Source organism: Akkermansia sp. 54_46 (genome assembly GCF_001917295.1).
Lineage (GTDB): Bacteria > Verrucomicrobiota > Verrucomicrobiia > Verrucomicrobiales > Akkermansiaceae > Akkermansia > Akkermansia muciniphila.
Genome location: NZ_MNUD01000035.1, coordinates 1 through 23,733 on the forward strand (window position 1 = coordinate 1; position 23,733 = coordinate 23,733).

Genomic DNA, 23,733 nt, shown 5'->3' on the forward strand with positions numbered 1-23,733 from the left:
CCCCTCTCAGAGCCAGGTAGCTCCTTCGGGCTTTTCATCCCTCCGGCACCTCTCGGCGCCCTCGGAAAACCCTCGGCGGTTTTCGGTAGTCATTCCCTTGAAATCTTCTTATCGCCCCTGCTTCCAGGGGTCTCTCCGGGTGGCCGGCTCCAGCCGCTTCCGATACTCTTCCGAGTCCGTCCGCCGCCGGGCTTTTCATCCCGTCGCCGTGTTGGCGTGCCGAGAAATCTATTTTTTGCGATTTGTTGAGATCAAAATCAAAAAAATATCTGATTATCAACGTATTACATTTTTATTTTTTTCTAATAAAAAAGCCTCTTTCAGCACGAAAGAGGCCTAAACGTTTCAGAAGTCCTAAGTTTCTCTCTACTTTTTGCCTCCTCCACTCTTTTTCTTCATGACTGCGTATTGATGAACCAGAGGCAGTTCCCGGAGGGCGTTTGCAGCATCCTTCCTTGCCTGGTCATAATCTTTTTTCTCCATTGCCATATTCATCATCACTTCATAGCAGGCGGCATTGTATCCGCCATCATCCCTCGTATTAGAATCCCTCATAATCTGGAGAGCGCGCCGAGCCGCCTTATAGCTGTATTTACGCATTTCCTCCGAGCCGTTAAGGATTTTCAGGATATAGGAAGCAAGCGAATCTTCCCGGGGGAAACACTCCAAGACGTGGTCAAAGATATCAACCATTTTCCGATAATTTTTCTCCTTCCAAGCCTTTTCCGCCCGCACTTCCGCCACAGTAGACGCAAACCATCCGTTATCGGAAAACTGCCCTGCATTTTCCTCAATCAACTTCTGGTATTCATCAAATTTCTTTTCCCGCCTCAATTCAAAGGATTTTTTTATGACAGCATACATGGCCTGCTGGCGGGCCTTCCGTTTCGCATCTTCTTCCGCAAACCTGTTTTTGTCAAAAGAGTCCAATCTGGCAGTTTCCGCCACCCATTCGGGCATCTTCTTAATTTCTCCAGCCCACAGCAATGTTCCGTCACGAACGACGACCGCGGCGGGAAATGAGTCAAGTTTGAGCAAATCACAAAATTCAATGACCGAACGATCCGATGGAATACCGACAGGATAAGGAGTCCATCCTTCCGGCCCGGATAAATAGTCCCGCATCTGTTTTTCCGCCGACGGATTGAGTCCCAATACCACGGCTTTTACTCCCGGATGGTCTAAAAGCCCGTGTTTTTTAAGAACGGCATCAAGAGCTCTTCCAGGAGCTGTTTCTCCAAGTATATTATTGTGGCCTCTCCAGAAGCTGATGAATACGGTTTTGCCGACAGGAAGTCCTGTTAGACCGGGATGATTGAACCATTTTAATTTGCTGAACAGGGGAGTGTACTGTTTGTCTTCCTGCACTACTCCCATTTCCTGCATCTTCCTCGGAGGTTCCGGTTTTATTTCAGCAACCGCCTGATTTACAAGATTCTGAAAGGATTTCTTATTGCCTGAAAGCTGCTGCAACTTCGTCCAGGCTTTGCTGATGGACGTTAAGGAAAGCGCCTTTTCCATATCCTGCAACGCTTCTTCCATATTTCCCTGCCGTTCCCTAAGTTCCGCCATCAGTTTCCATGGCAAGGAAGCTTCCTTGTTATTCCTTCTGGAGATTTCAATACAACGGTTCAGACATCTTTCCACCAGGGCGGCATCCATTTTTCCGGCAGGCACGGATTTTCCATTTAGAAGCGTTCCCGCCACATCAATCTGTACACGGTAATTGTCCGGATACTCTTTGCACAGGTCATCCAGTACGGCCTGTGCTTCCTGGAATTTTTCCAATTCCGCCAAGACTCTGAATGGAACCATTTTCAGTTGAATGATCTGATCCTGCTGAAACTGTCCCGAATCCTGAATTTGCCTTAAAAAGGCCTGCGCTTCCCCCTTTCCTCCCTTCCGGGCAAGCTCTCCCGTTCTCTCAGAAACCTGGCGGTAGAGCTTCCATGCACGGGCGTTTGCGCCGGGATTATCCCCCGGAAGAGATGCTGCAGAAAAATCAGGCTTCAACATGGCCCGCATCATTTCTTCAGAAAGTTTTCCAGGATGCCCTCTCCAAATAAGCTTGCCGTTTTTAACGGCAAAAGCATGGGGGATGCCGTTAACCCCCATTGGAGACAGCCATTTATCCCTGGTTTTTTTCCCATCCACATCCACGGCCATGGCATAAGTAAGGGGCGATGGACGGTTTCTTAAAAATTCTTTCAGAGATTCCGGAGATTTCCTGTCCATGACGTTAACTCCGATAACCTGCATATGAGGATTATTCTTAAATGCCTGATGCAATTGTTCCATATGGGGCATAGCAGCCAGGCACGGGCCACACCAGGTAGCCCAAAATTCAAAAATGTACACTTTGTCCTTTTCCCATTCCTTTACCGGAGTTCCCTGTATCCATACATCCGGCAAACCATCCAGAGCAAGTGATGGAAGGGCATCCTCCGAAGCAACCGTTTTGTTTTCCTTTTTCTCAGAAGAAGCTGCGTGCAATGGCATTCCGGCAGACACCGCAAAGATCATGGAACACCCTAAAACCAACAGAGAGGAATTTAACATGGTAACACGGTACTATCGTAACCTTCTGTGTCAAGCCAATAGAAAAAGGAAAGGAAAGATAGAAAAGCCGTTATCGTGTTCTTTTCACCAGAACGAAATACAAAATATTCCCAAAAATAAAAAATATTAATCATGAAGTTTTTCATATGGAATAAGAAAACAAACACGCTCAGCATCCACACTTTTTTGAGTTTCATTGGATTTAGGAAAAATGATTTACCTTTTTGGATATACAAAGACAATATTATTTTCTAAAATAGAAAATATGCCAGAAATGGCTTGCCAGATTTTTCTGAATGCGAAAAATGCGCTCATGGATGAAATGAAGTCCAGTATCAGAAAGTTTCTCGCTCTTACGAAAATGACCCGGGACGAATTTGCCGACCTTTGCGGCGTCAGCAAAAGTCAGGTCGATAAATGGCTTTCCACTGTTCCAATTCCCCGTGCCAGACAACGCCTTATCATCAGAATCATGAAGGAAGAGTACGCCAAACAGGCACGCCTGGCTCAAACAAAAAATCCGAACAGCATCCACGTTCCCGTTACTCCTCAAAAGTATGAAAAGTTCAGGAATGAAGCTGAACGCCATGGCCTGACCGTTCCGGAATGGGCGAGTGAAGCACTGGATGCTCTTTCCAGCATCAAAAGCAGAAGCTGAAAAGAGGATGCGATATTCCGGATCGATTCCAGAGAAAGAGAAAATAGTGTTGTTATCGCCTCTTCCCTATCTTTTCTTTCATTACAAATCTGCACAAATTCATGTCTGACGACGATATACGCATTTTGGTGAAGGAGTGGCTACAAAGCCAAAACCGCAAGTCCTATCAATTGGCGGAGGAGATAGGCATCCGGCCGCAAACTTTTTACGCACAGATGAGCGTTCGTAAAATATCGGCCAATACCAAAAAAGCGCTTTCCCGCATCATTCCAGGCCTGGTTTCCGATTCAGATCTGAATCCACCTTCCAATACGGAAGAATGTGACCCGAAAAAACTCAGAATCAAGGAATGGCTCCGGGCTCACGGCAAAACACGCCGATGGCTTGCGGAACAATGCCGCGTTTCCGTCCGCACCGTACATACCTGGTTTACTGCACGCGGTAACATTCCTGTCACCCAATATCTCTTTATCGATAAGCTGATGAGTGAAGGCGAGTCGTGGAAAGTTCAGCTTCCCAATACCATTCCCGTGAATTTTCCTGAAACGGAAATGGAAATTGTTCACAAATTCCAGAAACTACATCCGGACATAGATCTTCCCATGTACGGCATGCATAAAATCCTGGAGTTATGCGTTAATGTACTCACTCAGGATGAATATTCAAAGACGTCTCCATACTCCCGTATTACCAATACCGGAGAGATTCGCCACCGCCGGATAAAATAAGAATTATTCAAAAGTTCAAATTTTCTTTTCCACGGGAGCATTTCTGAAAATGCACTGTTTGCATACCCATGCCGGTATTTTTCTAAAACATCGCAGGTTCTCCGCCAGCCTGGCCTTCCGGGCCATTCTTCTTAATCTTTCACGGAACCCTTTCATTTTTTTGTTCCTTTTATCACGACGGCCACAGACTATCCTATCTCTCAACACAGAGAAAAAATCTTCAGCCACATTACATCATCCCTCCAGTTTCAAAAATCAATCACTATTGATTGGAAAAACAGTCCGAACCATGCGTAATAGTGCTTCTATGCAGCCTGTTCACCAGAGTTAACCATACTTACCTTGCCTCTCCATTTTTAAGAAAGCCGGCTTTTGGTGAAAAAGCTCTTATCACATGAAAAACCCCGTATTCTTAAAAAGAATACGGGGTTAAAAAATGGCACGTCCAACTGGATTCGAACCAGTGACCCACTGCTTAGAAGGCAGTTGCTCTATCCAACTGAGCTATGGACGCATGATGCGGCAAAAGAGTAACAGAGTTCATCTCAACTTGGCAAGCCCGGATCTTTGAAAAGCGCGCTTTAAGCGCCGGAGCAGCGGTCATGCGTAAAAGGTATGTCCACCAGGGTCGCTCCAAACTTCCGCACCAGAGGCTCCTGACAGGAAAACATGCGTTCCCGTTCCTCCGGTTCCGTATCTATATATCCGTGCAGATGCAGAAGACCATGCACCATGTACCGGAAAAGTTCTCTGAAAACAGGTTCTCCGAATTCCGAAGCCTGCCGGATAGCGGTATCAAAGCTGACGATGATCTCTCCTATTCCGTCTCCATGCGGAAAAGTAATGACATCCGTCGCCGTCGGATCATTCAAAAAACGGGCATGCACATCCCGGATGACGTCATCGGAAACCACGCTGATTTCTACTTCATCCAATCCGGAAAGTACGGGGACAGGACCTTCAGGCAACGCCAACACGGACGGAAGACAACTCTCCAAGGCTCCAATCAGGGCATCCGTAACGGATGAACTGAGCCTCCCCTCCCCCAAATGATTGTAGAGTTCAAGATTCGGTTTCATTTTCCTCCGCATCCGCTCCGTTCTTCATCTCCGTTTCCGTGGATTTTCCCTCTTGAAGGGTTCCGGCATCGGGCAACTCCATGATTTCAGGAACGGCTTTGCCTTCACCTTCCTTTTTCACCGCTTTCTCTTCTTTTTCCCTGACGGACACATCAGAGAAAGCATTTTTTTCAATTTTTGCCTCCGGATTGTGGGAAGGATAGGCAATGCGGTTGTGGTGGATGCTTTTCAGCGTCTTAATGAAACTGTTGCGAATCTTTTTGAGATCTCCGAAGGTAAGGCCGCAATCGTCCAAATGGCCGTCCACCACCCGTTGCTTCAAAAGTTCATCCACCCTTTTCTGCATTTCCTCACAGGAAATTTTACCCATGGAGCGCGTGGCGCTTTCCACGATGTCCGCCAGGCTGACGATTCCCGTTTCCTTGCTCTGCGGGTTGGGCCCCTTGTAACGGAAGTTGGATTCCACCACCTCCGGGACGTCATCCGGAGACGCCAGGCCGCTTTCCACGCGGCTCAGAATCTCATCACGGTATTGAAGGGCTTTCCGGTAAAAGAAGTAAGCCAGTGACGTGCCGTGATGCTGCTCTATAACGTCCACCAAAGGACGCGGAAGGTTGTTCTCCCTGGCCAATGCCACCCCGTCCTGAACGTGGTCGATGATGATACGGGCGCTCATGCTGGGCGTCAGCTCATCATGGGGATTGGGGCCGTCCATGATATTTTCAATGAAATAAAGGGGGTTTTGCATCTTGCCAATGTCATGGTAGTAGGCCTCCACCCGGCATTCAATGGGATTGGCCCCAATGGCTTCCGCCGCAGCTTCCGCCAGCTGGGCAACCATCAGGCAATGGTGAAAGGTTCCCGGAGCTTCCATTTGCAGCCTTTTCATGAGAGGGCGGTTCATATCCGCCATTTCCAGCCAGGAAATGGGCGTAATGATTTTAAAAGCTCCTTCTATGATAGGCAGGACACCGCTGATCAGCACGCTGGTCAGCATGCTTACGCCAAAAGCCACGGCCAGGCAAACCAGAACTCCAGTAAGGTTGTAGTCCCATGCCTGGAGATTGATGACACCCATGATGCAACACAGCACCATGACAAGCAGCCCCACAAAGAAGCCCGCTCGCAGCAACTGAGCACGATTCCGCAGGTTATGGGTAAGCAACACGGTAAGCATGCCGGAGAGAGAGCTCAGAATCCAGAACTGGACCTGCTTTTCCGGAGCATATTGCTCCGGCAGAATGAAAAATCCGCCAAGCATGCAGATGGAAATAGTGGCAAACATGCCCAGAAGAGGTCCCAGCAGCACCGTGACAACCAACGGAGCCATCATATAGGGAAGGTACAAAAGTTCATTGCCTATGTCGGAAGTAATGTCAGCCGTTACATGCCGGATGAGACCAAAAAACAGGAGCTGGACCAGAACCGCCCCCCACGTGACGACAAAGGTTTTGTTTTTCCTGCGCAGGGAACCGGCGCATAACCAGTACATAGGCATCAGCGCCAGCGTCACGGAAAAAAGCAGAAAAGCTTCCGACACATGATGCCATATGGATTTTCCCCAGTGGGGACTGTAACTGCCCATCCATTGAAGCACGATGAAAACCAGCACGCACAACCCGACGGATACCGCCAGGCTGGAATCCAAACGGTCACCGGCTGAACGGGACACGGAGGCAGCCCCTTCCGGGGAGGCACTTTCTTTTGCCGCTGCGGCGGCATGCTTTTTCAGAAAATGAAACATGATAATTATTTGGGGTACACTTCGGCAACCTCCGGAATAGTGCCCAGCCGGGCCATCTCCTCTTCTATTAGGGGGTTGACGCCCTGCTGCACCATTTCCATGGAAACTCTCAGGGCATTGCGAATGGCTACAGGGGTAGAACTGCCATGCGCAATGATGGTCACGCCCCTGACGCCCAGAAGAGGGCTTCCCCCTACGGAGTCCGCAGAAAGGCGCGCTTTCATGGCACGGAATGCTCCGGAGGCGCAGGCAGCTCCAACCATACGGAACGGGTTTGCCTTAAGTTCCTCTTTCAGCCATTTGCTGAAAGCCTTGGCGGTAGCCTCGCATGTTTTCAACAGGACGTTTCCGGTAAAACCGTCTGTCAGAGCCACATCTATTTCATGTTCAAAAAGATCGTGGCCTTCCACATTTCCTACGAATTTAAAAGGGAGCGCACCGCGCTCCTCCAAATGCTTCAACAGACAAAAAGTTCCCTTGGTAAAATCTGTTCCCTTTTCATCTTCAGAGCCATTGCTCATAACTCCCACCTTAGGCATTTGTTTGCCGTAAACAGAACGCGCCAGAATGCTGGCCATAACGGCATACCCTACCAAATGCCGGGGCTTGGCATCCGGGTTGGCTCCGGTATCAGTCACATTGCAGACTCCGAATTCATTCGGAAGCTGGGTCACAATGCCCGCACGTTCCACACCATCCAGCAACCTCAGTTTGACGGTGGCAGCCGCTACAGCCGCCCCCGTATTGCCCGCGCTGACCACGGCATCCGCATCTCCGGACTTGACCAGATCCACGGAAATGGACATGGATGAATTTTTTTTCTTTCTCACCGCCAGCAATCCGGATTCATTCATTTCCACAACTTCCGCAGCCGGAACGATCTCCACGCGCGGGCCGGAAAGCCCCCAGCGGTCACAAGAGCTGCGCACCGTTTCTTCCCTTCCCACAAGATAAATTTTTTCAATGAGAGGAAAATCCTGCAGGGCCCGCTTCGCCCCGTCCACGTTAATATCGGGCGCGTTGTCGCCGCCCATCACATCCAGTGCAATCTTCATATTATTTGTTGAAGAAATGTGTTAGCAGAAAAAACAGTCCGCTTCAAGCAAGTTCAGCCGCTTTGCGAAGCAAAAGCGGCTGGAAAGTCTATATGATAGCGCCGCAATACGGCGATAATTTTCAAGGCAAATGCGGCGCCCGCGGAACTTACGCTTCCGCTTTCACCACAATTTCCTTGCCGGAACGGGTCGTGTACGTACCGCAATTGGGGCAGGCGGTATGGCCGGGGGTGCTGCTGCCGCAATTCTGGCACTTGCGGAGCTTCGGCGCGCGCCATGCCTGAGCGGCAAGGCGGGTACGCTGCTTCATCTTGGACGTTCTGCGCTTAGGTGCTGCCATAACTTTAGTTGGTAAAAAGGTGATTAATGATGATCTCCCAGTTCATTGAGGGCGTCCCACACGCCGCTATTCCTGATCGGGGCAGAACTGTTTACACCCGTTCCCCCCTCTTTGTCCACTCCAAAATACGGAGTTTTCGCCATACAGTCGTTTTCCATGCCTCCGTCAGCACACTTCGGGTATGCCGGAAAATCCAGAACTATTTCTTCCCTCAAGGAATCTGAAACATCCACAACATTCTGTGAATCAATCTGGAAAGAAGTCGCGAAATCACAAACTTCCACCACGTAGTCAAAGTAGCCCAGGCAACGCACACAGCGGAATTTAAAGGGGGCGGAAATATTGCCTCTTACAAACAATTCATTTTCAAATCTCTGCACATGCAGATCAAAAGCAAGAGGCCCAATGGAAGTAACCTCTTCATCATCAATGCCGAAAATTTCAGAATCCAGTTCACCGCTGTATTTTTTCCCTGCCTCCGGCAAGTTCTCCAGTTCTACCAGCAATCTTTTCATGAGTATATCTTACAGGCATACTTAATGCCTGACAAGCAGGCAGGGCGGCACCATTCATGGAAAATGACACATCCGTCCCTCTTTCAGGCAATGCCCGAATTCGCTCCGGCCTAACCGGGAGGCCATTCCAGCTTGCGGCCTGCCAACAGATGCATGTGCAAATGGGGGACAGCTTCCCCGGCGTCATGCCCATTGTTGATGACCAGGCGAAAGCCACCTTCATCCAGATGAAGAGTCCGGGCAATCCGCCCGACTGCCAGCATCATGTGTCCCAGAAGGGCGGCATCTTCCTCCCCGGCCTCGGAAAGGCGGGGAATGGGCTTGCGCGGAACAAGCAGCAAATGTTCCGGTGCTTGTGGACTAATGTCCCGGAAGCAAACACACAGGTCATCCTGATATACGATGTCCGCGGGGATTTCCCCTGAACAGATTTTTTCAAATAACGTAGCGGCCATAAAATCAAAAAGGAATCTGCAATGACTTTAACATGTTTTGCAAACCGTGGGCAAGTTATTCCCTGACGGCTGAAGCGCGTCGCAGGCGATCCATAATAGCGCGGCCCAGGCCGGATTCCGGAACGGATTCCGCCACAATGACGTCAATAGCTTCATTTTCATCCATCTGTCTCATCAGGGCAAACAGGCGCACGGCAGCTTCTGCCAGCCGCCCGCTGCCGGGACTCATGGCTACCACTTCCGCCCAATCCCCTTCCCGGGCAAGAGCGGACGTTCCTTCATAGGAAAGCAAGCCGTACCTCACCCCCTCCACCGGGGCAAAATTTTCCCCCGGTTCCAGCAGCAGCATAGGTTTGCGCGGGGCGTAATGGCTGGTGAGCTGCCCCGGCGCATCCGCCGGAGATTCTTCCGAAACAGGACGGCAGGAAGGCTTGCGGCGCACCACCTTAACCAAGTTGCGAAATTGTTCCCGGGTCACCGGCCCCTCACGCAGCAATTCCAGAGAGGGCTTGCCCTTCTCGTCAAGCACAGGACGCACAATCGTGCTTTCCAGCCCCTCGGAACAGGCTCCGGCATCCAGAATCATTTCAATACTGCCCCCCAATTCCTTTTGCACGGCAGAGGCGGAAGTAGGGCTGATATGGCCGAAGCGATTGGCGCTGGGCGCAGCTATAGGACGCCCCAGCGCTTTCGCCACCCCCCGCATGGCAGGATGAGCGCTTACGCGAACGGCCACCGTAGGAAGGCCGCTGGTTACAATATCCGGAATGATATCCGCCTTTGGCAACACCAGGGTCAGCGGCCCCGGCCAGAATCTGGAGGCAAGCGTATGCACCAGATCTTTCAGCCCCTCCGGAACGGCGGTATATTTTTCCACCTCACACCCATGATGCACATGAATAATCAGCGGATCAAAAGAAGGCCTTCCCTTGGCTTCAAAAATCCTTGCTACCGCTTCCGGGTTCAAGGCATCTGCCCCCAGGCCGTATACAGTCTCCGTGGGAATCCCTACCAGCGCTCCCGCACCCAGAGCTTCCGCCGCACGGGCATACAGTTTGCGGTTGTCTGACAGGGGATCTACCTCGAACAATTCGGTTTGCATGGCTTTATCCTTGCCTGAAGAAGCTCCTGCGTCAAGCAAGACCTCCTTCCCCTGAAAGGAGAAAACAGACAAATGAATAAGAGCACGTCCTACGGCCTCATACTTCCCTTCTCTTTTTCCAACTGCCTTTACTTCACTCCACCCTTACGGACTTCCCCGAGTGAAAGCTGGCGCAGGAAAAGGCCATTCCGCTAAAAAGTTGTTTTCTCACGCTACCGGATTGAGTACAATCAAGCCATGAATAGGGCCGCATCAACATCCTTGCCAAACATCATCCTGATCGGGCTGATGGGATGCGGCAAAACTACCATCGGAAAGGAACTGCACCGGGAAACGAACCTTGGTTTTATGGATACGGACCAGTTAATTGAACGCCAGACGGGAATGCACATTCCGCAGATTTTCAAAATTCATGGGGAATCACATTTTCGAGACCTGGAAACCGGAATCCTGCAACAGCTTCAGATGGCCGCCGCACAAAGCCGCATTATTTCCACAGGAGGAGGCATCATTATCAGACCGGAAAACCGGCTGCTACTGAAAAAACTGGGCTTCGTCGTCTGGCTCCATACAGACGTAAACATCCTGTACCAGCGTATTTCCAGATGCACCAACCGCCCCCTGCTCCAACAACCCAATCCCAAGGCCGTGCTGGAACATCTCATGAATGAACGGCATGATTTTTACCAGGAAACGGCGCACTTGACCATTGATACGGCCAATCTCCACATCCATGAAATCGCATTCGGCATTCTGGAATCCGCCAGAGTATTCCGGTCCCGACGGCAATAATGCCGACCCGTTTTTCCGTGAGCGGGAAATTTTCTCTTTCTGATTCATCCTAACGCAAGCGCTTCCGGGGAAGCCCTTTTTCCCGCTCCACGCACAAGAAACAACAAAAGGCGATCCCCATTAAAGGAACGCCTTCAGGAAAATAATAATGCACCGGAAAAGGCTTAAGCCTTACGGGCCTTACGGATCATTGAATTCACCGTTTCAGAGGGCTGTGCTCCGTTGGCAAGCCATTTGTCAACCTTTTCCAGATTGATGGTATAGTTGACGCCTTCCTTCATGGGGTCATAGGAGCCCACTTGCTCAATGTAACGGCCGTCACGACGCGCGCGGCTGTCGACAACGACGATTTTGTAGTAAGGACGGTCCTTGGAACCCTGACGGTTGAGTCTGATTGCTACTGCCATATCAATTATAAATAAAAGGTGTTAATGGAAAACTTGCGCGCCTTGCCACTCACATGCGTGCGCGTTCGGCTTTCCACAGCGGGTGCAGATGTATGCGATATAATGGAGTCATTGTCAATACCAGAGTTATTTTTACAGGAAAAAAGCCTCTCCTCCATTTCTGCATCAGGAAAAATTTTCCACCGCCATGCGGCCAAAAGAATACAGCATGCTGAATCCGAACCCCGCCAGCACAAGGGACAATATTCCATCCAGTATTCCGGCATACCGTCCGTAAAAGGAACGAATGGGCTGCCAGCGGAAAACAAGAGCCCACAAAATCCAGCCCGCCGTTCCCGTCGCCACGATTAAAAAACCGATAAAAAGAGCATAGGAAGGATCATGATTTTTTTCCAACAGCGGAGCGGAAAGAGCCACAAAGAAAAACGTGGCCTTGGGATTCATCAGGTTAGTCACCAGAGCATCACGGTAAATACAGGAAGCCGGGGAAATATCCCCGCACCCGGCAAGGAAAGCATTCCTCCCCCTCGGCCATATTTTCTATGCCAAATACAGCATCCAGCAGGAAGCGGCGCAAAACAGCCCCACCCCCAGGAAACTGTGAAAAACGGATGCTCCTACTGTACAAGCCAGTGCAGCATGGGCAACTATTCCGGTACCAATGCCCAAAGCAGCCATCACTCCCGCGCCAAAGCCGTAAGCCAGCGTGCTCCGGGTAACAAAAGCCTGGTCGGGCCCCGGAGATGCCTAGGAAAGAAGCAGAATACCTGCGAACATAAGTTCTTCCTTCATGAAACAAAAAAATCCTTATGCCCTGGGATGCGCCTGTCTGTAAACTTCCGCCATTCTGGCACGCGTCACATGCGTGTAAATCTGGGTAGTGGATAAGGAAGCATGGCCCAGCAGTTCCTGGACGGAACGGAGATCCGCCCCAGCCTCCAGAATGTGCGTGGCGAATGTATGCCTGATCTTATGGGGAGAAATGGTAAAAGGAATGGAAGACAGCTTCACATATTTGTTCAGCATCATCTGCACGGAGCGAGCGCTTAACCGGGTTCCTATACGGGAGACAAACAAGGGGGAATTCTTCGGCAGACAGGCCATGGAAACATAAGTTTCCAGAGCAGCCAGAGCAGGAGTTCCCACAGGCAGGATGCGCTCCTTGCGCCCCTTCCCCATTACCTTCACGCCCCGGAAACGGTGGTCCACACTGCCGACATCCAGCCCTACTAATTCACTCAGGCGCATCCCGCAGGAATAAAAAAGTTCCAATATGGCGGCATCACGGTAGGGAAGCCATGCGGGAGCATTGGCGGGAACGGCCGTCTTGTAGGGAAGCTCCAACAATTCCAACATCTGGTTGAGTGTCAGGAAAACGGGAAGCGTTTTTTTCCTTCTGGGAAGGGAAACGCCCGTCATCGGATTCGTCTCCAGCCCGTGCCTCCGCATCATGAAACGGTAAAAACTGCGCAGGGCGGCAAACCTCAGCCGGATGGAAGACGTGGCGGCTTCATCCTTCAGCTCCTGGAAAAGCCAGTCCCTCATCTGGTCCGGCGTACAATTCTCCCACCCTGGGAATGAATCAGCCGCCCAGGCCCTGAACTGGCGCAAGGCGCGGGCGTACACCTCCACCGTATGAGGAGAAGCCTGCTTTTCCACCTCCAGATATTGAAGAAAGTCCTGTTCCGGTTCCAGAGGAATCCCCATCATGAAGAATAAATTACTCCGTACCTTTATCCTTGTCATCCCCGGCATCCACCGGCGACTCCTTCAGCAGCACTTCACTAATATTGGCCCGGATGAACAAATCAATATCGTCCGGTTCTTCCATGGCATACAAAGGGCTGTCTTTATGGCTGTCCGCCAGAGCCTGCTCTCTCTCCACCGGGCTGAGCACACCGTCCTGGTCCAAATCGTAAAGCTCCATCATTTCCTTCATTTTGGCCTGGTACAGAGCCGCGGCATCTTTCATGACAACGGCATGTTCCTCCGGATCAATGCGGCCGTTCCCGTTGGCATCATAATTCTGCAGCAACATGTTACGAGTCAGCAGAAACAATCCAGGAGCAACCATGAAGCGCTTCCGTCCCACCGTGCGAATTTCCACCATGGGCATTTCCACCCCCTCTGCCGGAGGGGGCGGCGGAGGAATTTCCTTCCTCTCGGCGGGAGGGTAAAACGGAATTCCATCTCTCTTGTCCGGCCCGGCATCCGGCCTGCGCACCCCGCGCCGTTTCTCTACATGTTCCCGGAAAGCCCTGTACTCTTCCAGGGAAAGCCTTCCGTCCCCATCCTTATCAAACTTCCTCAGGAAGGCTTTTCTGGCCTCCCTCCGCGCAGAGCGGGCATCCTCCACCAACCGGGCCTTGTCCTGTTCGGACAAAATTCCCGTACCCGTGGTGTCATAGCGGTCCAAAACCATTTGGCGGATGAGCAAAGTCACCTGAAGGCATTCCAGTCCGGGCCTGGGGGCAGTTTCCATTTTCCCGCGGTCGCCGGAAGCCACGGATTGCCCTGCCGCAAACGGGAACAGACCGAACGCCAGCGCTGCGGAACATGACAAGATAAACATGTGGGGCAATCTCATAACCACTTTTACTAACCCCGCCGGAAAAAGACGGTTTCAAAAATAAACATCCGCCCCTGCCGGCGGGCGACACGGGCGGATGCAGGAAACGTACGGAAAGCGGAAAAACTTACTTCTCCACTTGAACGATCGCGTTCTTTTCCAATTCAATCACCACGCCTTCCGCAATCTTGAGAGAAACGGTGCGCTCATTCACCTTCTCCACAAAACCGTGCAGCCCTGCGTTTGTAATCACCTTGTCCCCGCGCTGCAGGGCTGCGATGCGCGCCTGCTGCTCCTTCTGCGCCTTCCTCTGGGGACGGATCAGCATCACCCAGAACAGGACGATGATAATCACAAACATGAACATGGGGCTGGCGAGAATCTGCTGAAACATATTTGCGGGTTCCTGCCCGGCGGCGCCCGCCGCATCCTGAGCCTGTGCTAACATAAAGATATTCATAAAATGTCGTTTGCTTTATACCGCGCGATAAACGAATCCTTGAAGGAACCGAACGTGCCGGCGGCTATGGCCTCGCGCGCCTGGGCCATCAGCCGGAGATAGAATTCCAGATTCTGAAAAGAAAGCAATCTTAAAGCGAGTATTTCACCGGCTTTAAACAAATGCCGCACGTAAGCGCGGGAAAATTGCGTGACATGCGGATGTCCCTCCGGGTCAATTGGGCGGGAATCCGTCGCCCAGCGCTGATTCTTGATATGCATGGGGCCGTCCGGAGTCAGCGCCACGCCGTGGCGAGCCAGGCGGGTAGGCATTACGCAGTCAAACATATCCACGCCGCGGGCAATCATTTCCAGCAATTGGGGGGGGGTGCCCAGCCCCATGGCGTACCGGGGCTTCTCCTCCGGCAGCCAGGGAGCGGAATGATCAATGGCGCGGAGCATTTCATCCTCCGGCTCTCCCACGGAAACGCCGCCGATGGCGTACCCGTCAAAATCCATGGCGGCCAGTTCTTCCGCGCACTTCTTTCTTAAATCCGCATACACGGAACCCTGCACAATACCGAAATGGTGCTGACGCCCTTCCCCGGAACGGGGCCGATGTTCCTGCACCCACGCCTTGCAGCGGCGGGCCCAACGAAGCGTGTACCCCAGGGAGGCTTCCGCGTACTTCCTGTCGCAGGGATAAGGGGGGCACTCGTCAAACAGCATGGCGATATCACTGCCCAAGTCCGCCTGGATCTCCATGGACCGCTCCGGGCTCAGCATCATGTACGCCCCGTCCAAATGGTTCTGGAAACGCACCCCTTCTTCCGTAATTTTACGGAGCTTGGCAAGGGACCAGACCTGGAACCCGCCGGAATCCGTCAAAATAGGGCGGTTCCAGGAGGAAAATTTGTGTAATCCGCCCATTTGCCTAATTAAAGCGGAACCGGGGCGCAGGGACAAATGATAGGTATTTCCCAGAATAATCTCAGCTCCCAGCATCTCCAAATCCTGCGGATGCATGGTTTTCACGGAACCCTGCGTTCCCACCGGCATGAAAATGGGGGTGGGAACCCGTCCATGCGGCAACTCAAGCGACCCCAGGCGCGCAGCCGTGGTGGAATCTTTCTGATGAAGTATAAAAGGCATTGGAATCAGACTTTCTGCAATTTGATAAAGCGGGCGCGGTAAATCGGCTTTCCCATGGCCTCCCATTGAAGCTGGAAATCCGTACGGGGATAAAAAAATTCGTCCTCATCCCAACTGGCACGGCTAAACAGACCGCTGCGCGCCACATGGTCCAGCACCCACAGAAAATATCCTTCATGATCCGTCTTGAACAGGAACTCCCCGCCATCGGACAGGGAACGGTGAAGCACGGGAAGAAAATCCTCCTGCACCAGCCGGTTCTTATGATGCCTCTCCTTGGGCCAAGGATCCGGACATAAATAATGCAGCCGGGAAATGCAGCCGGGCTGCATCATCCATTCCAGAAAGTAACGGCTTTCCACGCGAAACACCTTCACGTTATCCAACCCGCGGACGGCCGCCCGGGAACAAACCCCCCGTACGCGGCCCAAAAGCCGTTCTATTCCCAGAAAACGGCGTTCCGGATAATGGGCCGCCATCTGGAGCAGGAACCCTCCGTCCCCACACCCCAAATCAACCTCAAACGGACCATCCGCTCCAAAAATATCAGAAGGCGCCAGCACCTTGAAAAAATCGTCTGGAATAAAGGCCGGATTTATCATGGGAATCAACGTGCGGATAAGATGCGTTACAAAACGGACTCTGTCAAACGAGAAGACCCTCTCCCCGCAAGCATGGCGGGAAGAGGCCCGAAAAAACGGAAAAAATAAGCCAGAACGGCCCGGAACCGTCAGCTCCGGCAATAAAGGCGATTATAAATTTTACGGTCAAAACGGTAATAGCGTGCGGCGCGGTGGGGAACCCCCTCCTCCTTCTCATCCAGCGGCACAATGTAGGGGCGGGAAGCGATTTTTTTGTGGAAATTACGCACATCCATGGGCTTGCCGTGAATCTCCTCATTCAACCGCCGGAGCTGAAGAGCCGTAAACTTGGCAGGCAACATGTCATAAATCAGCGCAGGCTCCTTCTTCACGGAAGAACGCACTCTCTCCAGCGCCAGGTCAATAATATCCCGGTGATCAAACGCCAGTTCCGGCAAATCATCTACAGGAACCCAGCGGGTCTTATGGCTTTCCATCAGTTTGCGCAGCTTGGTGGAAATCCTGAGCATGGCCATGTAGGCCACCGTCACCAGGCGTCCTATCTTCTGGCCGGAAACAGCCTCCACCCATGCCCTGTCCTCCGGATTCTTGATGCGCGATGGAGCGCCGAAAGTATGGAACTGTTCCAAATGGGGGGAAGACATGCCGGTCATGTCAAACAAAACGCGGCGGGCAGCGGCATCCAATTCTTCCTCCTCATAAATCAAATCGCCGGGCAATTTGGAAATGGCGCCGGTATGGCCGGGTTCAAATTGCGTCTTCTCAACCAGAAGGACTTTCAGACCTTCTTCATCGAACCCGATCAACACACAATCCACTGAGAGATGCGGATAAAATGCCTGCCTGCTCATTATGTTATCTATTATTGTAGTAAGTTCCCAGAATCGCATCAACGCTACGCAAGCGAACCAGCCAAGTCAACCAAAATCAAAATAGAAACGGCAATGAAAAACCGTTCCCCTTGCCCCCGGGAAACATCACGCCACTTCCGGAATACTGCTTCTCACGGGCGGAAAAACGCGCCTGCGTCTTGCATTTCATCATCTCCCCATCCATATAATAAAATCATGCAGACAGGTATCCTCAGGGGAATGTCCGTGCTGGCCGGGCTGCTATGGCTGGCATCCTGCTCGTCCTCTCCCAAAAGCCGGGATTATCCGGGCTACATGACCCGCCCCTATACCATCCGGGGGCACCGCTACCATCCCATGAACGTGGAACAGGCGCTGACGTATGAACAAACGGGAATTGCCTCCTATTACAATGAATGCGCCCTTTGGGGGCTCGTCAGCGGAAAAACGGCGATCGGAGAAAACGTGCGCCCCTGGCACCTGCACGCAGCGCATCCCACCCTTCCCCTCCCGTGCGAAGTGCTCGTTCAATCCCTTCGAACAGGCAAAACCGTAAAAGTCCGCGTAAACGACCGGGGCCCCTTCATCAAAAACAGAATCATAGATCTTAGTGAAGAAGCCGCAGAACGGCTGGACATGAAGCACCACGGACTGGACAAAGTCAGAATCACCGTCCTTTCCGTAGGAGACGGGAAATGGAAAAAAGAAGCGTCCCCTTGCGCCACTCCGGCCTGATTCCCTACTTCAACACATTCCGTGTGGTCTTAAAATGCATCTTGGCCACCTTGGGCAGCATTTCTTCCCCATGCAGGGCCACCAACTGGCGCGCAGCTTTCACCACTTGGCCGGAAGCTCCCAGCGGCAACTTCATGCCGGCGCCCTCTCCCGCCGCATCCATCCAATTCACAAAACGTTCGCGCGCCAGAATAGATGCCGCAGCCACAGCAACATCGCTCTCCGCCCGGACACGCTGTTCCAGCCGGACAGACACCTTTTTGGCGGCAAGCGCCCTCTTCAGAACAAACGGATTGGCGAACTGGTCGCTCAATGCCATGGGACAATCCGGAACCTTGGCCGCCAGCCCCTCAATCACCGTAGCATGCCCCCAGGCCAGAAAACGGTTCAAATTCCCGAACGCCGGATAAAGCTGGTTATACCGTTCCGGGCCAATGCTTACCAGATGAAACCGGATGCCCGGCACCCTGCGGATCCCCTCCGCCAGGCAGCGGATTCTGGATGAAGACCCTACCAGCTTGCTGTCACAAACACCCAGCTTGCGCAATGCGGCGCCGATGCCCCCGTCCACATAAACACCAGCCACCACCAGCGGGCCGAAGTAATCTCCCTTTCCGCTTTCGTCTATCCCGAAGTGAGGAACAAAATCGACTCCTTCTTCCATCTCTTCCGGCTGGGACAAAACTCCGGTCACCTGCGGTTCCAGCGTAAACTCTATAAAATCATCCGTTCCCTTTCCCTGCAGAAGAAGCTTGTTCTTCTTCTCGTAAACCGTCGCCAGCAGGGAAGGCCCGGCAAAGGAAAAACGCGCATAGGGCACCTCTCTTCTTTCAAACCCCTTTTCCTCAAGAATGGACTCAAGCCTTCCGGCTTGGGCGTCAGTCAGCATGGTTGTAAACGTGGTTCGCATATATCCTTCCCGGAGCCGGAACACTCCGGCGGCAAGCAATGGAAGCATCCCAACCATTCCGGTCAAGCAAAATTCCTGCATCACGCAGTTGAGAACGTAAAAATCAAGCATGCCACGGATTATGTGATTTTTTAGGAGACAAATCATGCACGCTGAACTATAAAACTCATACATTCATATCATTCTGCACTCCATATGGCTAAAACATTAACAAAACGAGACCTCGTTAACAAAATCAGCGCCGAAACCAACTTCACTCAGATTGAAGTGTTCGACATCGTACAGCGTGCCGTGGACATTATCTCCAGCACCCTTGCTGAAGGCGACCGTGTGGTGATTCGCAATTTCGGAACCTTCCAGGTGAAGGAAGTGAAGCCCAAAGTAGGCCGCAACCCCAAAAACCCTGACCAGGATGTGCCGATTCCGGCCCGCTCCGTTGTCAAATTCAAGGTCGGCAAAGAATTGAAGGATCAGGTCGCCAAGCTGACCGCCTCCAAATAATCCCCACAGGGATCAGACAGATTACTCCGGGCGCCTCCATCAAGCAATGGAGGCGCCTTTTTGTTTGCAATTTGCGCGGCATTCGGGAATATAAGGGAACGTGAGCATGTTCCGGATACAGTACCTTCTTCTGATTGCCGCAGCAGCACTTTGCTCCTGTGCTACAGAACGCACGGTAGCTACAAACTTTCAGCCCCGGCAACGCCCTGATTCGGAAAAAACGGACGCAGAGCTGATGGATGCCTTGGAAGCGAAATTCGCCGGCGGCTTCGGCCAGCAGACGGACAAGGAAGGAAACACCAGGATGGTGTCCCAAAAACGGAGTTCCTTTGAAGGACTCCGGTACAGCGGCAACACGTCTCAAATCGAAAAAAAGGCTTTTGAAACCGCATCCTTTGAAAAAAAGAAATTTGACGGCGCCTCTACCCGGTTTGAAACGAAGAAATGGGATGGCATCAAATCCTTCACGGATGACAAGCTGGAAACGCCGGACTTCATCGCCCGCGCCAAGGGAGTAAATACCCACTCCTGGCAGGATGCCTCCAAACAATACGCCACGCAGCAATCCGACTTTCATGGACGCTCCTGGAAAGAGGCGGACAAACGCTTCGACCGCACTGTCAACCGGGACATTGAGGCCAAGAGACAAAGCTTTGGACAGCCAACTATCATGAGTGCGCGGCAAGCCCAGGCGCATACTATTCAGGAAACGCGGGAAATGATGGGACGCACGGACTGATGTGCCGATGTTTCGGACGTGATCCCATGCCACATTTCAGATTCGACATTGTTTTCAGCCGCCATCTATAATTCTGCCCGTGAGTGCCAAAGACGTTCCTCCTTCCATCACCCTGCCTACCAGCGACTACTATACCATTGTCAAAATGAGCAATCATGCCGTCGTGGGAGTATTCCGCCAGCATGTCTTTGCGCGCCGCAGCACGCGCCGTTATGCGCCCCCCATCCCTGAAGAACACGACTCCTATTGCGTTAAAAGAACTCCGGAGCGTGTCATGGTCCAAATCTTTCATGACGGCAACGAAGTTTACCGTTGCATTTTTGTGCCGCCTGCCGATTATTGACGGCAGGACAACCATGAAAGCTCCTTTTTTCAGTCCGGCCTTCTGCCTCATTACAAGCCTGATTACAGCCTGCTCTTCTCCCTCCGGCCCCAATGCGTGGACGCCGGTCACTTCCGGTCCTCCGCGTGCGCCCATCCCCCAGAACGAAGTTCTGGTCATTGACGAATACCCCATGGGGGAATACACCAACGTGGGGCATTTTAACGGGCCGGAAGGGCGCATTGTCCATGTCTCTATGGAAGACAAGGAACTAATCGACTACTTCACCAAGGAAGCTGCGGCCATGGGGGGCAATACCGTCGTCATCAGGGAACCGCGCATCCGCTACCGTTCCGGCGAAGGCAAGAGCAGCCGGGTGGACGTCATCTATGTTCGGGAAGAAATGGGAACACACGGTGCGGAAGACCTGGGCATGGACTCGCTCCCCATTGATGAAGAATCTCTGCGGATTTATTAGAGCCGCCGGAAACGTCCCAGGTGCCATTTCCTGCCCGGAGTTTTTTCAGCTCTTTTTATTGGCCGCACCGCAATGCGGGCACTCCGCACGGGAATTCCCCTTCTCCATATAAAACCGGAATCCGCATATCCGGCACTGGAACTTGCGCCTCCGATCCAGGAAAGATCGTATCCATCCCACAGCCAGGCAAACAGACACCACAGCGCAAAAACCGCCGGCGCCCAGTAAAAACAGGCGCATCAAAAAATCTTGGAGGGTCATATTCACGGCTCTTCCTCCTTCCATTCGATGGACATGGTGCCGCTCCGCGGCTCCCGGGACGGAACCCAGCGCAAAGACCGGGCGAACCTCATTGCGGACTCATCCGCTCCATTACTTCCGGAAGACTCCAGTAACAAAACTTGAGAAGGAACGCCCCATACATCCACCACCACAAAAAAATCACTCCTCAGCCCCGTGTGATCTTCACTTCTGGAAAAACCGGACAGGGAGCCGGCTGTAACAATCCGTCCATCCAGCCCCGGGGAACAAAAAGACAAATAGGGAATGCATGTTCCGGAAATCTCCAAGGAAGGATTCATCATGGCGCGTATATGAAAATCCGGATGCTGCCACATACGCCAGACCTGATCCGCCACAGTGGGCACGGACACGGGGGGGAGAGGGGCCAGAGGCGTATCTGCGGAACGCGGAGAAGGCAAAGTCACACCCATTTCCCCGGTCGGGCCGGCCGTCACCGGATCAGCCCAAACGGGGCCTCTCACAGGCAGAGGAGTATTGCGCAGCACATACTGATGCAGGCGCGGATTATCTGCAGGCAGCACCACCACGGCACCCGGCTGATCTCCCCTGCTGCGGATTTCCGGCACCTCCACATGGACAAAAAGGCCGGCGGCAAAAGCGCAAACGCCAAAAAAAAGCATCCACAGAAAAATACGCCAGCGCAACAGGCCGGTTTCCCTCCAGTCAAACGTCAATCCCAAATGAAGGTCGAAAATTTTATCCCGGCTCTTTTTATTCAGCTTCATGAGGTAACAAGGGAAAAAATCAATCCGCGGGCTCGGCGGCAATATAACACGTCATCCCCTTGGCAAGCACCATATCCACCAGCTGCTGTTCCAGGGCCCGTGAAACGGAATCATCCAAACGCAGGGCAATCCCCATACGGCTCCCATTCTCCCCATGCTCCCGGGAAATCCGGTCCAATTCTGAGGAAACGCCGGGCAGCCCGCCTTCAATCAGGCGGTTTCCGATATAAAAAGCGGGCTGGTCGCCAGCCGTAACTGAAATAAACTCAACATCCCCCACAATATTCATCAGAAAATGGGAAGAAGGAGCCTTTACCTCATACCCGTACGCCATTCCCACACGGGAAGTCATGATCGTCAGCACGCAGACAAGAACAACCAAATCCAGCAGGACGACCACCTGAATGAAAAACGCCCCGGCGGGCAATGTTGAACGGGTCTTGATCTGCATGCCTTTCCTCCTTCCCTGTTGCACTCACACGCCCCGGCCATTCATGCTCTCTCCGGCCTCGCGCCTCTGCCGGGCATCACACACCAGGCAAACGGCCTCCGTGCCGGCCCGTTCCAGGGAATGTACAATCTGGCGGGAGCGGGAGGCCAGGTAGGAATAAAACAAATAAGCGGGAATAGCAATGCTCAGCCCCAGGGCGGAACTAAGCAGGGCCTGGTAAACGGCATCCGACATGGCAAGAGAGGGAGCCTTCCCTTCCAGAACCCCCGGCTGGGAATAAAATCCCACCAGCCCCTGGATCGTCCCCAGCACGCCGACTAGCGGGCTCACCGTAGCCACTACCAGCAATCCGCGGATATTCTTTTCAATCTGAAACACTTCCATCTGAACGGAATCCTCTGCCACAGTCCGTAGTTCTTCACGCCTCAATCCGGCATGCGCCAGCACGGAAGAAACCACGCGGGCCGCAGGTCCCGGTAAAATGGAAGCCTCATGCCGGGCTTCATCCGTCTTTCCGGCATTTACCAGCTTGGAAATACCTCTTAAAAAATCTCCAGTATTAATTTGAATCCTGTGAAAATACAAAATCCGCTCCGCGACAACCGCCAGCGCATAAACGGCCAGAACGCTCAAAACCCAGAACAACGGACCTATCTTGATGATCAATTCATTCATAACCCTCTTTCTCGCGTTAGATCATGCACACTTCCCATGTAAATTCAACTCAAACCTATGTGGCCCGGCAACCGAGCTTCTGCAGCAGCCGCGTTCCCGCCCATAATAAGACGGAACCAAGCCACAGCAGGGAACCGAAACTCAGGAGCCATACCGCATCAAACAGGCACATGCCGGAAAGCAGCACCGTCACAGCCCTTTGAACCCGGGGCCTGCCCGCCTCACGCCGTGCTACGGCGGAAATCACGCAGGTAAACAAAAACAGGCCGAAAGCATACCACAGCAAGGCCGGAGGAGGAACGGACTCTCCACCCGAACGGGCAAATGCCAGGCCGGCGGCCAGCACCCACACCCCGCGGCACAACCCCATCAAAACAATGGAGCCGCTCCACAGTTTATGGAACACATTATACAGGGAAATCACAATCAGCAGCAAAGCCCCCACGGCAAATTCCCCGCCCAGCGCCATGTTCAGCACCAGGCCGGACAACCCGGCCGCCAAAGACAACAGCCTCAGTACGGAAACGCTCACCGCGCCGCACGGCACGGGGCGGTCCGGATAACGGGCGGCATCCCACCTGGCGTCCACACGGTCATTCTCCCACATGCCATACAAATAAAAGCACAGCCCCATCAGCACTACGCCCCCATACAGGGCGAGAGGCGGTAGCTCCGCCCCACGGACGGAAGCCCACGCCGCCGCCGCGTTGGTAAACAGCGTGGGAATATTGGCCGGACGGGAGGAACGGAGCACTCCTCTCAATAAACGGCAATCATGCATCGCCGCATACTGTACAGGGAAAAACGGCGATGACCAAGCACATCCACAGTCAGCAAAAATGCAGGAA

The 23,733-nt window shown here is 52.6% G+C and carries 30 protein-coding genes and 1 tRNA gene; 9 read left to right on the plus strand and 22 right to left on the minus strand.

Annotation, left to right across the window (positions count from 1 at the left end; translation table 11 throughout):
- The coding region (locus BHW66_RS09330; RefSeq protein ID WP_286689015.1) for a hypothetical protein at positions 1-340 on the plus strand (340 nt) is incomplete at its 5' end.
- A gap of 26 nt (positions 341-366) precedes the next feature.
- Here the strand turns inward: BHW66_RS09330 and BHW66_RS09335 are convergent.
- Positions 367-2,559, minus strand: a complete 2,193-nt coding sequence (locus tag BHW66_RS09335) for a thioredoxin-like domain-containing protein (protein ID WP_046437814.1) — start codon at positions 2,557-2,559, stop codon at positions 367-369.
- Between the two features lie 211 nt (positions 2,560-2,770).
- Here BHW66_RS09335 and BHW66_RS09340 point away from each other — a divergent pair, with 211 nt between their 5' ends.
- Both BHW66_RS09340 and BHW66_RS09345 read left to right on the plus strand, forming a co-directional pair.
- Positions 2,771-3,217, plus strand: coding sequence for a hypothetical protein (locus BHW66_RS09340; protein ID WP_012419319.1), 447 nt, complete (start codon positions 2,771-2,773; stop codon positions 3,215-3,217).
- A 101-nt stretch (positions 3,218-3,318) separates the two neighbouring features.
- Positions 3,319-3,945: a helix-turn-helix domain-containing protein gene (locus tag BHW66_RS09345; protein ID WP_012419320.1), complete on the plus strand. Its 627-nt coding sequence runs from the start codon at positions 3,319-3,321 to the stop codon at positions 3,943-3,945.
- A 437-nt stretch (positions 3,946-4,382) separates the two neighbouring features.
- On the opposite strand, the gene BHW66_RS09350 is transcribed toward BHW66_RS09345, so the two are convergent.
- The 8 genes from BHW66_RS09350 to BHW66_RS09385 all read right to left on the minus strand — a co-directional run bounded on the left by BHW66_RS09350 (position 4,383) and on the right by BHW66_RS09385 (position 10,235).
- A tRNA-Arg gene (locus BHW66_RS09350) sits at positions 4,383-4,459 on the minus strand.
- 67 nt (positions 4,460-4,526) lie between these two features.
- On the minus strand, positions 4,527-5,024 hold the full coding sequence (gene ybeY, locus BHW66_RS09355; RefSeq protein ID WP_161994078.1) for an rRNA maturation RNase YbeY: 498 nt from the start codon (positions 5,022-5,024) through the stop codon (positions 4,527-4,529).
- The gene (locus tag BHW66_RS09360; protein WP_162610405.1) at positions 5,008-6,696 is read right to left on the minus strand and encodes an HDIG domain-containing metalloprotein; all 1,689 of its coding nucleotides are present in this window, start codon (positions 6,694-6,696) and stop codon (positions 5,008-5,010) included. The genes ybeY and BHW66_RS09360 overlap by 17 nt, the downstream gene beginning before the upstream one ends.
- Before the next feature lie 77 nt (positions 6,697-6,773).
- On the minus strand, positions 6,774-7,823 hold the full coding sequence (plsX, locus tag BHW66_RS09365) for a phosphate acyltransferase PlsX (RefSeq protein ID WP_012419323.1): 1,050 nt from the start codon (positions 7,821-7,823) through the stop codon (positions 6,774-6,776).
- Between the two features lie 148 nt (positions 7,824-7,971).
- A complete protein-coding gene (gene rpmF / locus BHW66_RS09370; RefSeq protein WP_012419324.1) occupies positions 7,972-8,163 on the minus strand; it encodes a 50S ribosomal protein L32 in 192 nt (63 codons plus the stop codon).
- 23 nt (positions 8,164-8,186) lie between these two features.
- Positions 8,187-8,678 carry a hypothetical protein gene (locus BHW66_RS09375; RefSeq protein ID WP_022198325.1) on the minus strand — a complete coding sequence of 164 codons (492 nt, stop codon included), beginning with the start codon at positions 8,676-8,678 and terminating at the stop codon, positions 8,187-8,189.
- Positions 8,679-8,788: 110 nt separating this feature from the next.
- Positions 8,789-9,133, minus strand: coding sequence for a histidine triad nucleotide-binding protein (locus BHW66_RS09380; protein ID WP_022198326.1), 345 nt, complete (start codon positions 9,131-9,133; stop codon positions 8,789-8,791).
- Positions 9,134-9,188: 55 nt separating this feature from the next.
- Positions 9,189-10,235, minus strand: coding sequence for an L-threonylcarbamoyladenylate synthase (locus BHW66_RS09385; protein ID WP_102739202.1), 1,047 nt, complete (start codon positions 10,233-10,235; stop codon positions 9,189-9,191).
- 261 nt (positions 10,236-10,496) lie between these two features.
- Between BHW66_RS09385 and BHW66_RS09390 the strand changes: the two genes are divergently transcribed.
- Positions 10,497-11,027, plus strand: a complete 531-nt coding sequence (locus BHW66_RS09390) for a shikimate kinase (RefSeq protein WP_180974312.1) — start codon at positions 10,497-10,499, stop codon at positions 11,025-11,027.
- A gap of 164 nt (positions 11,028-11,191) precedes the next feature.
- On the opposite strand, the gene rpsP is transcribed toward BHW66_RS09390, so the two are convergent.
- The 8 genes from rpsP to BHW66_RS09430 form a co-directional block, all read right to left on the minus strand.
- Positions 11,192-11,434: a 30S ribosomal protein S16 gene (gene rpsP / locus BHW66_RS09395; RefSeq protein WP_012419329.1), complete on the minus strand. Its 243-nt coding sequence runs from the start codon at positions 11,432-11,434 to the stop codon at positions 11,192-11,194.
- 165 nt (positions 11,435-11,599) lie between these two features.
- Positions 11,600-11,971, minus strand: a complete 372-nt coding sequence (locus BHW66_RS09400) for a LysE family transporter (protein ID WP_306670392.1) — start codon at positions 11,969-11,971, stop codon at positions 11,600-11,602.
- 270 nt (positions 11,972-12,241) lie between these two features.
- Entirely contained in the window at positions 12,242-13,144 is a 903-nt protein-coding gene (locus BHW66_RS09405) for a tyrosine recombinase XerC (protein WP_102739019.1), read from the minus strand.
- 10 nt (positions 13,145-13,154) lie between these two features.
- The gene (locus tag BHW66_RS09410; RefSeq protein ID WP_180975832.1) at positions 13,155-14,006 is read right to left on the minus strand and encodes an EF-hand domain-containing protein; all 852 of its coding nucleotides are present in this window, start codon (positions 14,004-14,006) and stop codon (positions 13,155-13,157) included.
- 124 nt (positions 14,007-14,130) lie between these two features.
- A complete protein-coding gene (yajC, locus tag BHW66_RS09415) occupies positions 14,131-14,397 on the minus strand; it encodes a preprotein translocase subunit YajC (protein ID WP_042448617.1) in 267 nt (88 codons plus the stop codon).
- Between the two features lie 62 nt (positions 14,398-14,459).
- The gene (tgt, locus tag BHW66_RS09420; RefSeq protein WP_046437824.1) at positions 14,460-15,593 is read right to left on the minus strand and encodes a tRNA guanosine(34) transglycosylase Tgt; all 1,134 of its coding nucleotides are present in this window, start codon (positions 15,591-15,593) and stop codon (positions 14,460-14,462) included.
- A gap of 5 nt (positions 15,594-15,598) precedes the next feature.
- Positions 15,599-16,195, minus strand: a complete 597-nt coding sequence (gene trmB / locus BHW66_RS09425) for a tRNA (guanosine(46)-N7)-methyltransferase TrmB (RefSeq protein ID WP_022198333.1) — start codon at positions 16,193-16,195, stop codon at positions 15,599-15,601.
- A 128-nt stretch (positions 16,196-16,323) separates the two neighbouring features.
- On the minus strand, positions 16,324-17,046 hold the full coding sequence (locus BHW66_RS09430) for an NUDIX domain-containing protein (protein ID WP_022198334.1): 723 nt from the start codon (positions 17,044-17,046) through the stop codon (positions 16,324-16,326).
- Between the two features lie 216 nt (positions 17,047-17,262).
- Between BHW66_RS09430 and BHW66_RS09435 the strand changes: the two genes are divergently transcribed.
- On the plus strand, positions 17,263-17,781 hold the full coding sequence (locus BHW66_RS09435) for a septal ring lytic transglycosylase RlpA family protein (protein WP_180975833.1): 519 nt from the start codon (positions 17,263-17,265) through the stop codon (positions 17,779-17,781).
- 4 nt (positions 17,782-17,785) lie between these two features.
- Here the strand turns inward: BHW66_RS09435 and rnhC are convergent, their stop codons facing one another.
- The gene (gene rnhC, locus BHW66_RS09440) at positions 17,786-18,739 is read right to left on the minus strand and encodes a ribonuclease HIII (RefSeq protein ID WP_286689016.1); all 954 of its coding nucleotides are present in this window, start codon (positions 18,737-18,739) and stop codon (positions 17,786-17,788) included.
- Between the two features lie 120 nt (positions 18,740-18,859).
- On the opposite strand from rnhC, the gene BHW66_RS09445 reads away from it, so the two are divergent.
- The 4 genes from BHW66_RS09445 (at position 18,860) to BHW66_RS09460 (ending at position 20,731) form a co-directional block, all read left to right on the plus strand.
- Positions 18,860-19,192 (plus strand): HU family DNA-binding protein, encoded by a 333-nt coding sequence (locus BHW66_RS09445; RefSeq protein WP_256150996.1) that lies wholly within the window; start codon positions 18,860-18,862, stop codon positions 19,190-19,192.
- A 106-nt stretch (positions 19,193-19,298) separates the two neighbouring features.
- On the plus strand, positions 19,299-19,931 hold the full coding sequence (locus BHW66_RS09450; RefSeq protein WP_046437828.1) for a hypothetical protein: 633 nt from the start codon (positions 19,299-19,301) through the stop codon (positions 19,929-19,931).
- 79 nt (positions 19,932-20,010) lie between these two features.
- Positions 20,011-20,274 (plus strand): hypothetical protein, encoded by a 264-nt coding sequence (locus BHW66_RS09455; RefSeq protein ID WP_012419340.1) that lies wholly within the window; start codon positions 20,011-20,013, stop codon positions 20,272-20,274.
- A gap of 13 nt (positions 20,275-20,287) precedes the next feature.
- Positions 20,288-20,731: a hypothetical protein gene (locus tag BHW66_RS09460; protein WP_012419341.1), complete on the plus strand. Its 444-nt coding sequence runs from the start codon at positions 20,288-20,290 to the stop codon at positions 20,729-20,731.
- Positions 20,732-20,994: 263 nt separating this feature from the next.
- Here the strand turns inward: BHW66_RS09460 and BHW66_RS09465 are convergent, their stop codons facing one another.
- Genes BHW66_RS09465 through BHW66_RS09480 form a run of 4 tightly spaced genes read right to left on the minus strand, consistent with a single transcriptional unit; the run spans position 20,995 to position 23,639 of the window.
- Positions 20,995-21,759 (minus strand): hypothetical protein, encoded by a 765-nt coding sequence (locus tag BHW66_RS09465; protein ID WP_046437832.1) that lies wholly within the window; start codon positions 21,757-21,759, stop codon positions 20,995-20,997.
- 19 nt (positions 21,760-21,778) lie between these two features.
- Positions 21,779-22,210 (minus strand): hypothetical protein, encoded by a 432-nt coding sequence (locus tag BHW66_RS09470; RefSeq protein ID WP_012419343.1) that lies wholly within the window; start codon positions 22,208-22,210, stop codon positions 21,779-21,781.
- Positions 22,211-22,234: 24 nt separating this feature from the next.
- Positions 22,235-22,885: a MotA/TolQ/ExbB proton channel family protein gene (locus BHW66_RS09475; RefSeq protein WP_012419344.1), complete on the minus strand. Its 651-nt coding sequence runs from the start codon at positions 22,883-22,885 to the stop codon at positions 22,235-22,237.
- A gap of 55 nt (positions 22,886-22,940) precedes the next feature.
- Positions 22,941-23,639 (minus strand): UbiA family prenyltransferase, encoded by a 699-nt coding sequence (locus BHW66_RS09480; RefSeq protein ID WP_180971367.1) that lies wholly within the window; start codon positions 23,637-23,639, stop codon positions 22,941-22,943.
- Positions 23,640-23,733 lie beyond the last annotated feature (94 nt).

What these genes read in the sequence shown, in the direction of transcription:
- BHW66_RS09460 (WP_012419341.1), top strand. Translation starts at nt 20,288, where the DNA reads ATGAAAGCTCCTTTTTTCAGTCCGGCCTTCTGCCTCATTACAAGCCTG.
- yajC (WP_042448617.1), bottom strand. Translation starts at nt 14,397, where the DNA reads ATGTTTCAGCAGATTCTCGCCAGCCCCATGTTCATGTTTGTGATTATC.
- BHW66_RS09405 (WP_102739019.1), bottom strand. Translation starts at nt 13,144, where the DNA reads ATGATGGGGATTCCTCTGGAACCGGAACAGGACTTTCTTCAATATCTG.
- BHW66_RS09450 (WP_046437828.1), top strand. Translation starts at nt 19,299, where the DNA reads ATGTTCCGGATACAGTACCTTCTTCTGATTGCCGCAGCAGCACTTTGC.
- trmB (WP_022198333.1), bottom strand. Translation starts at nt 16,195, where the DNA reads ATGATAAATCCGGCCTTTATTCCAGACGATTTTTTCAAGGTGCTGGCG.
- BHW66_RS09340 (WP_012419319.1), top strand. Translation starts at nt 2,771, where the DNA reads ATGATTTACCTTTTTGGATATACAAAGACAATATTATTTTCTAAAATA.
- BHW66_RS09475 (WP_012419344.1), bottom strand. Translation starts at nt 22,885, where the DNA reads ATGAATGAATTGATCATCAAGATAGGTCCGTTGTTCTGGGTTTTGAGC.
- BHW66_RS09375 (WP_022198325.1), bottom strand. Translation starts at nt 8,678, where the DNA reads ATGAAAAGATTGCTGGTAGAACTGGAGAACTTGCCGGAGGCAGGGAAA.
- BHW66_RS09430 (WP_022198334.1), bottom strand. Translation starts at nt 17,046, where the DNA reads ATGAGCAGGCAGGCATTTTATCCGCATCTCTCAGTGGATTGTGTGTTG.
- BHW66_RS09435 (WP_180975833.1), top strand. Translation starts at nt 17,263, where the DNA reads ATGCAGACAGGTATCCTCAGGGGAATGTCCGTGCTGGCCGGGCTGCTA.
- BHW66_RS09410 (WP_180975832.1), bottom strand. Translation starts at nt 14,006, where the DNA reads ATGTTTATCTTGTCATGTTCCGCAGCGCTGGCGTTCGGTCTGTTCCCG.
- rpmF (WP_012419324.1), bottom strand. Translation starts at nt 8,163, where the DNA reads ATGGCAGCACCTAAGCGCAGAACGTCCAAGATGAAGCAGCGTACCCGC.
- BHW66_RS09465 (WP_046437832.1), bottom strand. Translation starts at nt 21,759, where the DNA reads ATGAAGCTGAATAAAAAGAGCCGGGATAAAATTTTCGACCTTCATTTG.
- BHW66_RS09380 (WP_022198326.1), bottom strand. Translation starts at nt 9,133, where the DNA reads ATGGCCGCTACGTTATTTGAAAAAATCTGTTCAGGGGAAATCCCCGCG.
- BHW66_RS09385 (WP_102739202.1), bottom strand. Translation starts at nt 10,235, where the DNA reads ATGCAAACCGAATTGTTCGAGGTAGATCCCCTGTCAGACAACCGCAAA.
- plsX (WP_012419323.1), bottom strand. Translation starts at nt 7,823, where the DNA reads ATGAAGATTGCACTGGATGTGATGGGCGGCGACAACGCGCCCGATATT.
- ybeY (WP_161994078.1), bottom strand. Translation starts at nt 5,024, where the DNA reads ATGAAACCGAATCTTGAACTCTACAATCATTTGGGGGAGGGGAGGCTC.
- BHW66_RS09345 (WP_012419320.1), top strand. Translation starts at nt 3,319, where the DNA reads ATGTCTGACGACGATATACGCATTTTGGTGAAGGAGTGGCTACAAAGC.
- BHW66_RS09470 (WP_012419343.1), bottom strand. Translation starts at nt 22,210, where the DNA reads ATGCAGATCAAGACCCGTTCAACATTGCCCGCCGGGGCGTTTTTCATT.
- rnhC (WP_286689016.1), bottom strand. Translation starts at nt 18,739, where the DNA reads ATGCTTCCATTGCTTGCCGCCGGAGTGTTCCGGCTCCGGGAAGGATAT.
- rpsP (WP_012419329.1), bottom strand. Translation starts at nt 11,434, where the DNA reads ATGGCAGTAGCAATCAGACTCAACCGTCAGGGTTCCAAGGACCGTCCT.
- tgt (WP_046437824.1), bottom strand. Translation starts at nt 15,593, where the DNA reads ATGCCTTTTATACTTCATCAGAAAGATTCCACCACGGCTGCGCGCCTG.
- BHW66_RS09335 (WP_046437814.1), bottom strand. Translation starts at nt 2,559, where the DNA reads ATGTTAAATTCCTCTCTGTTGGTTTTAGGGTGTTCCATGATCTTTGCG.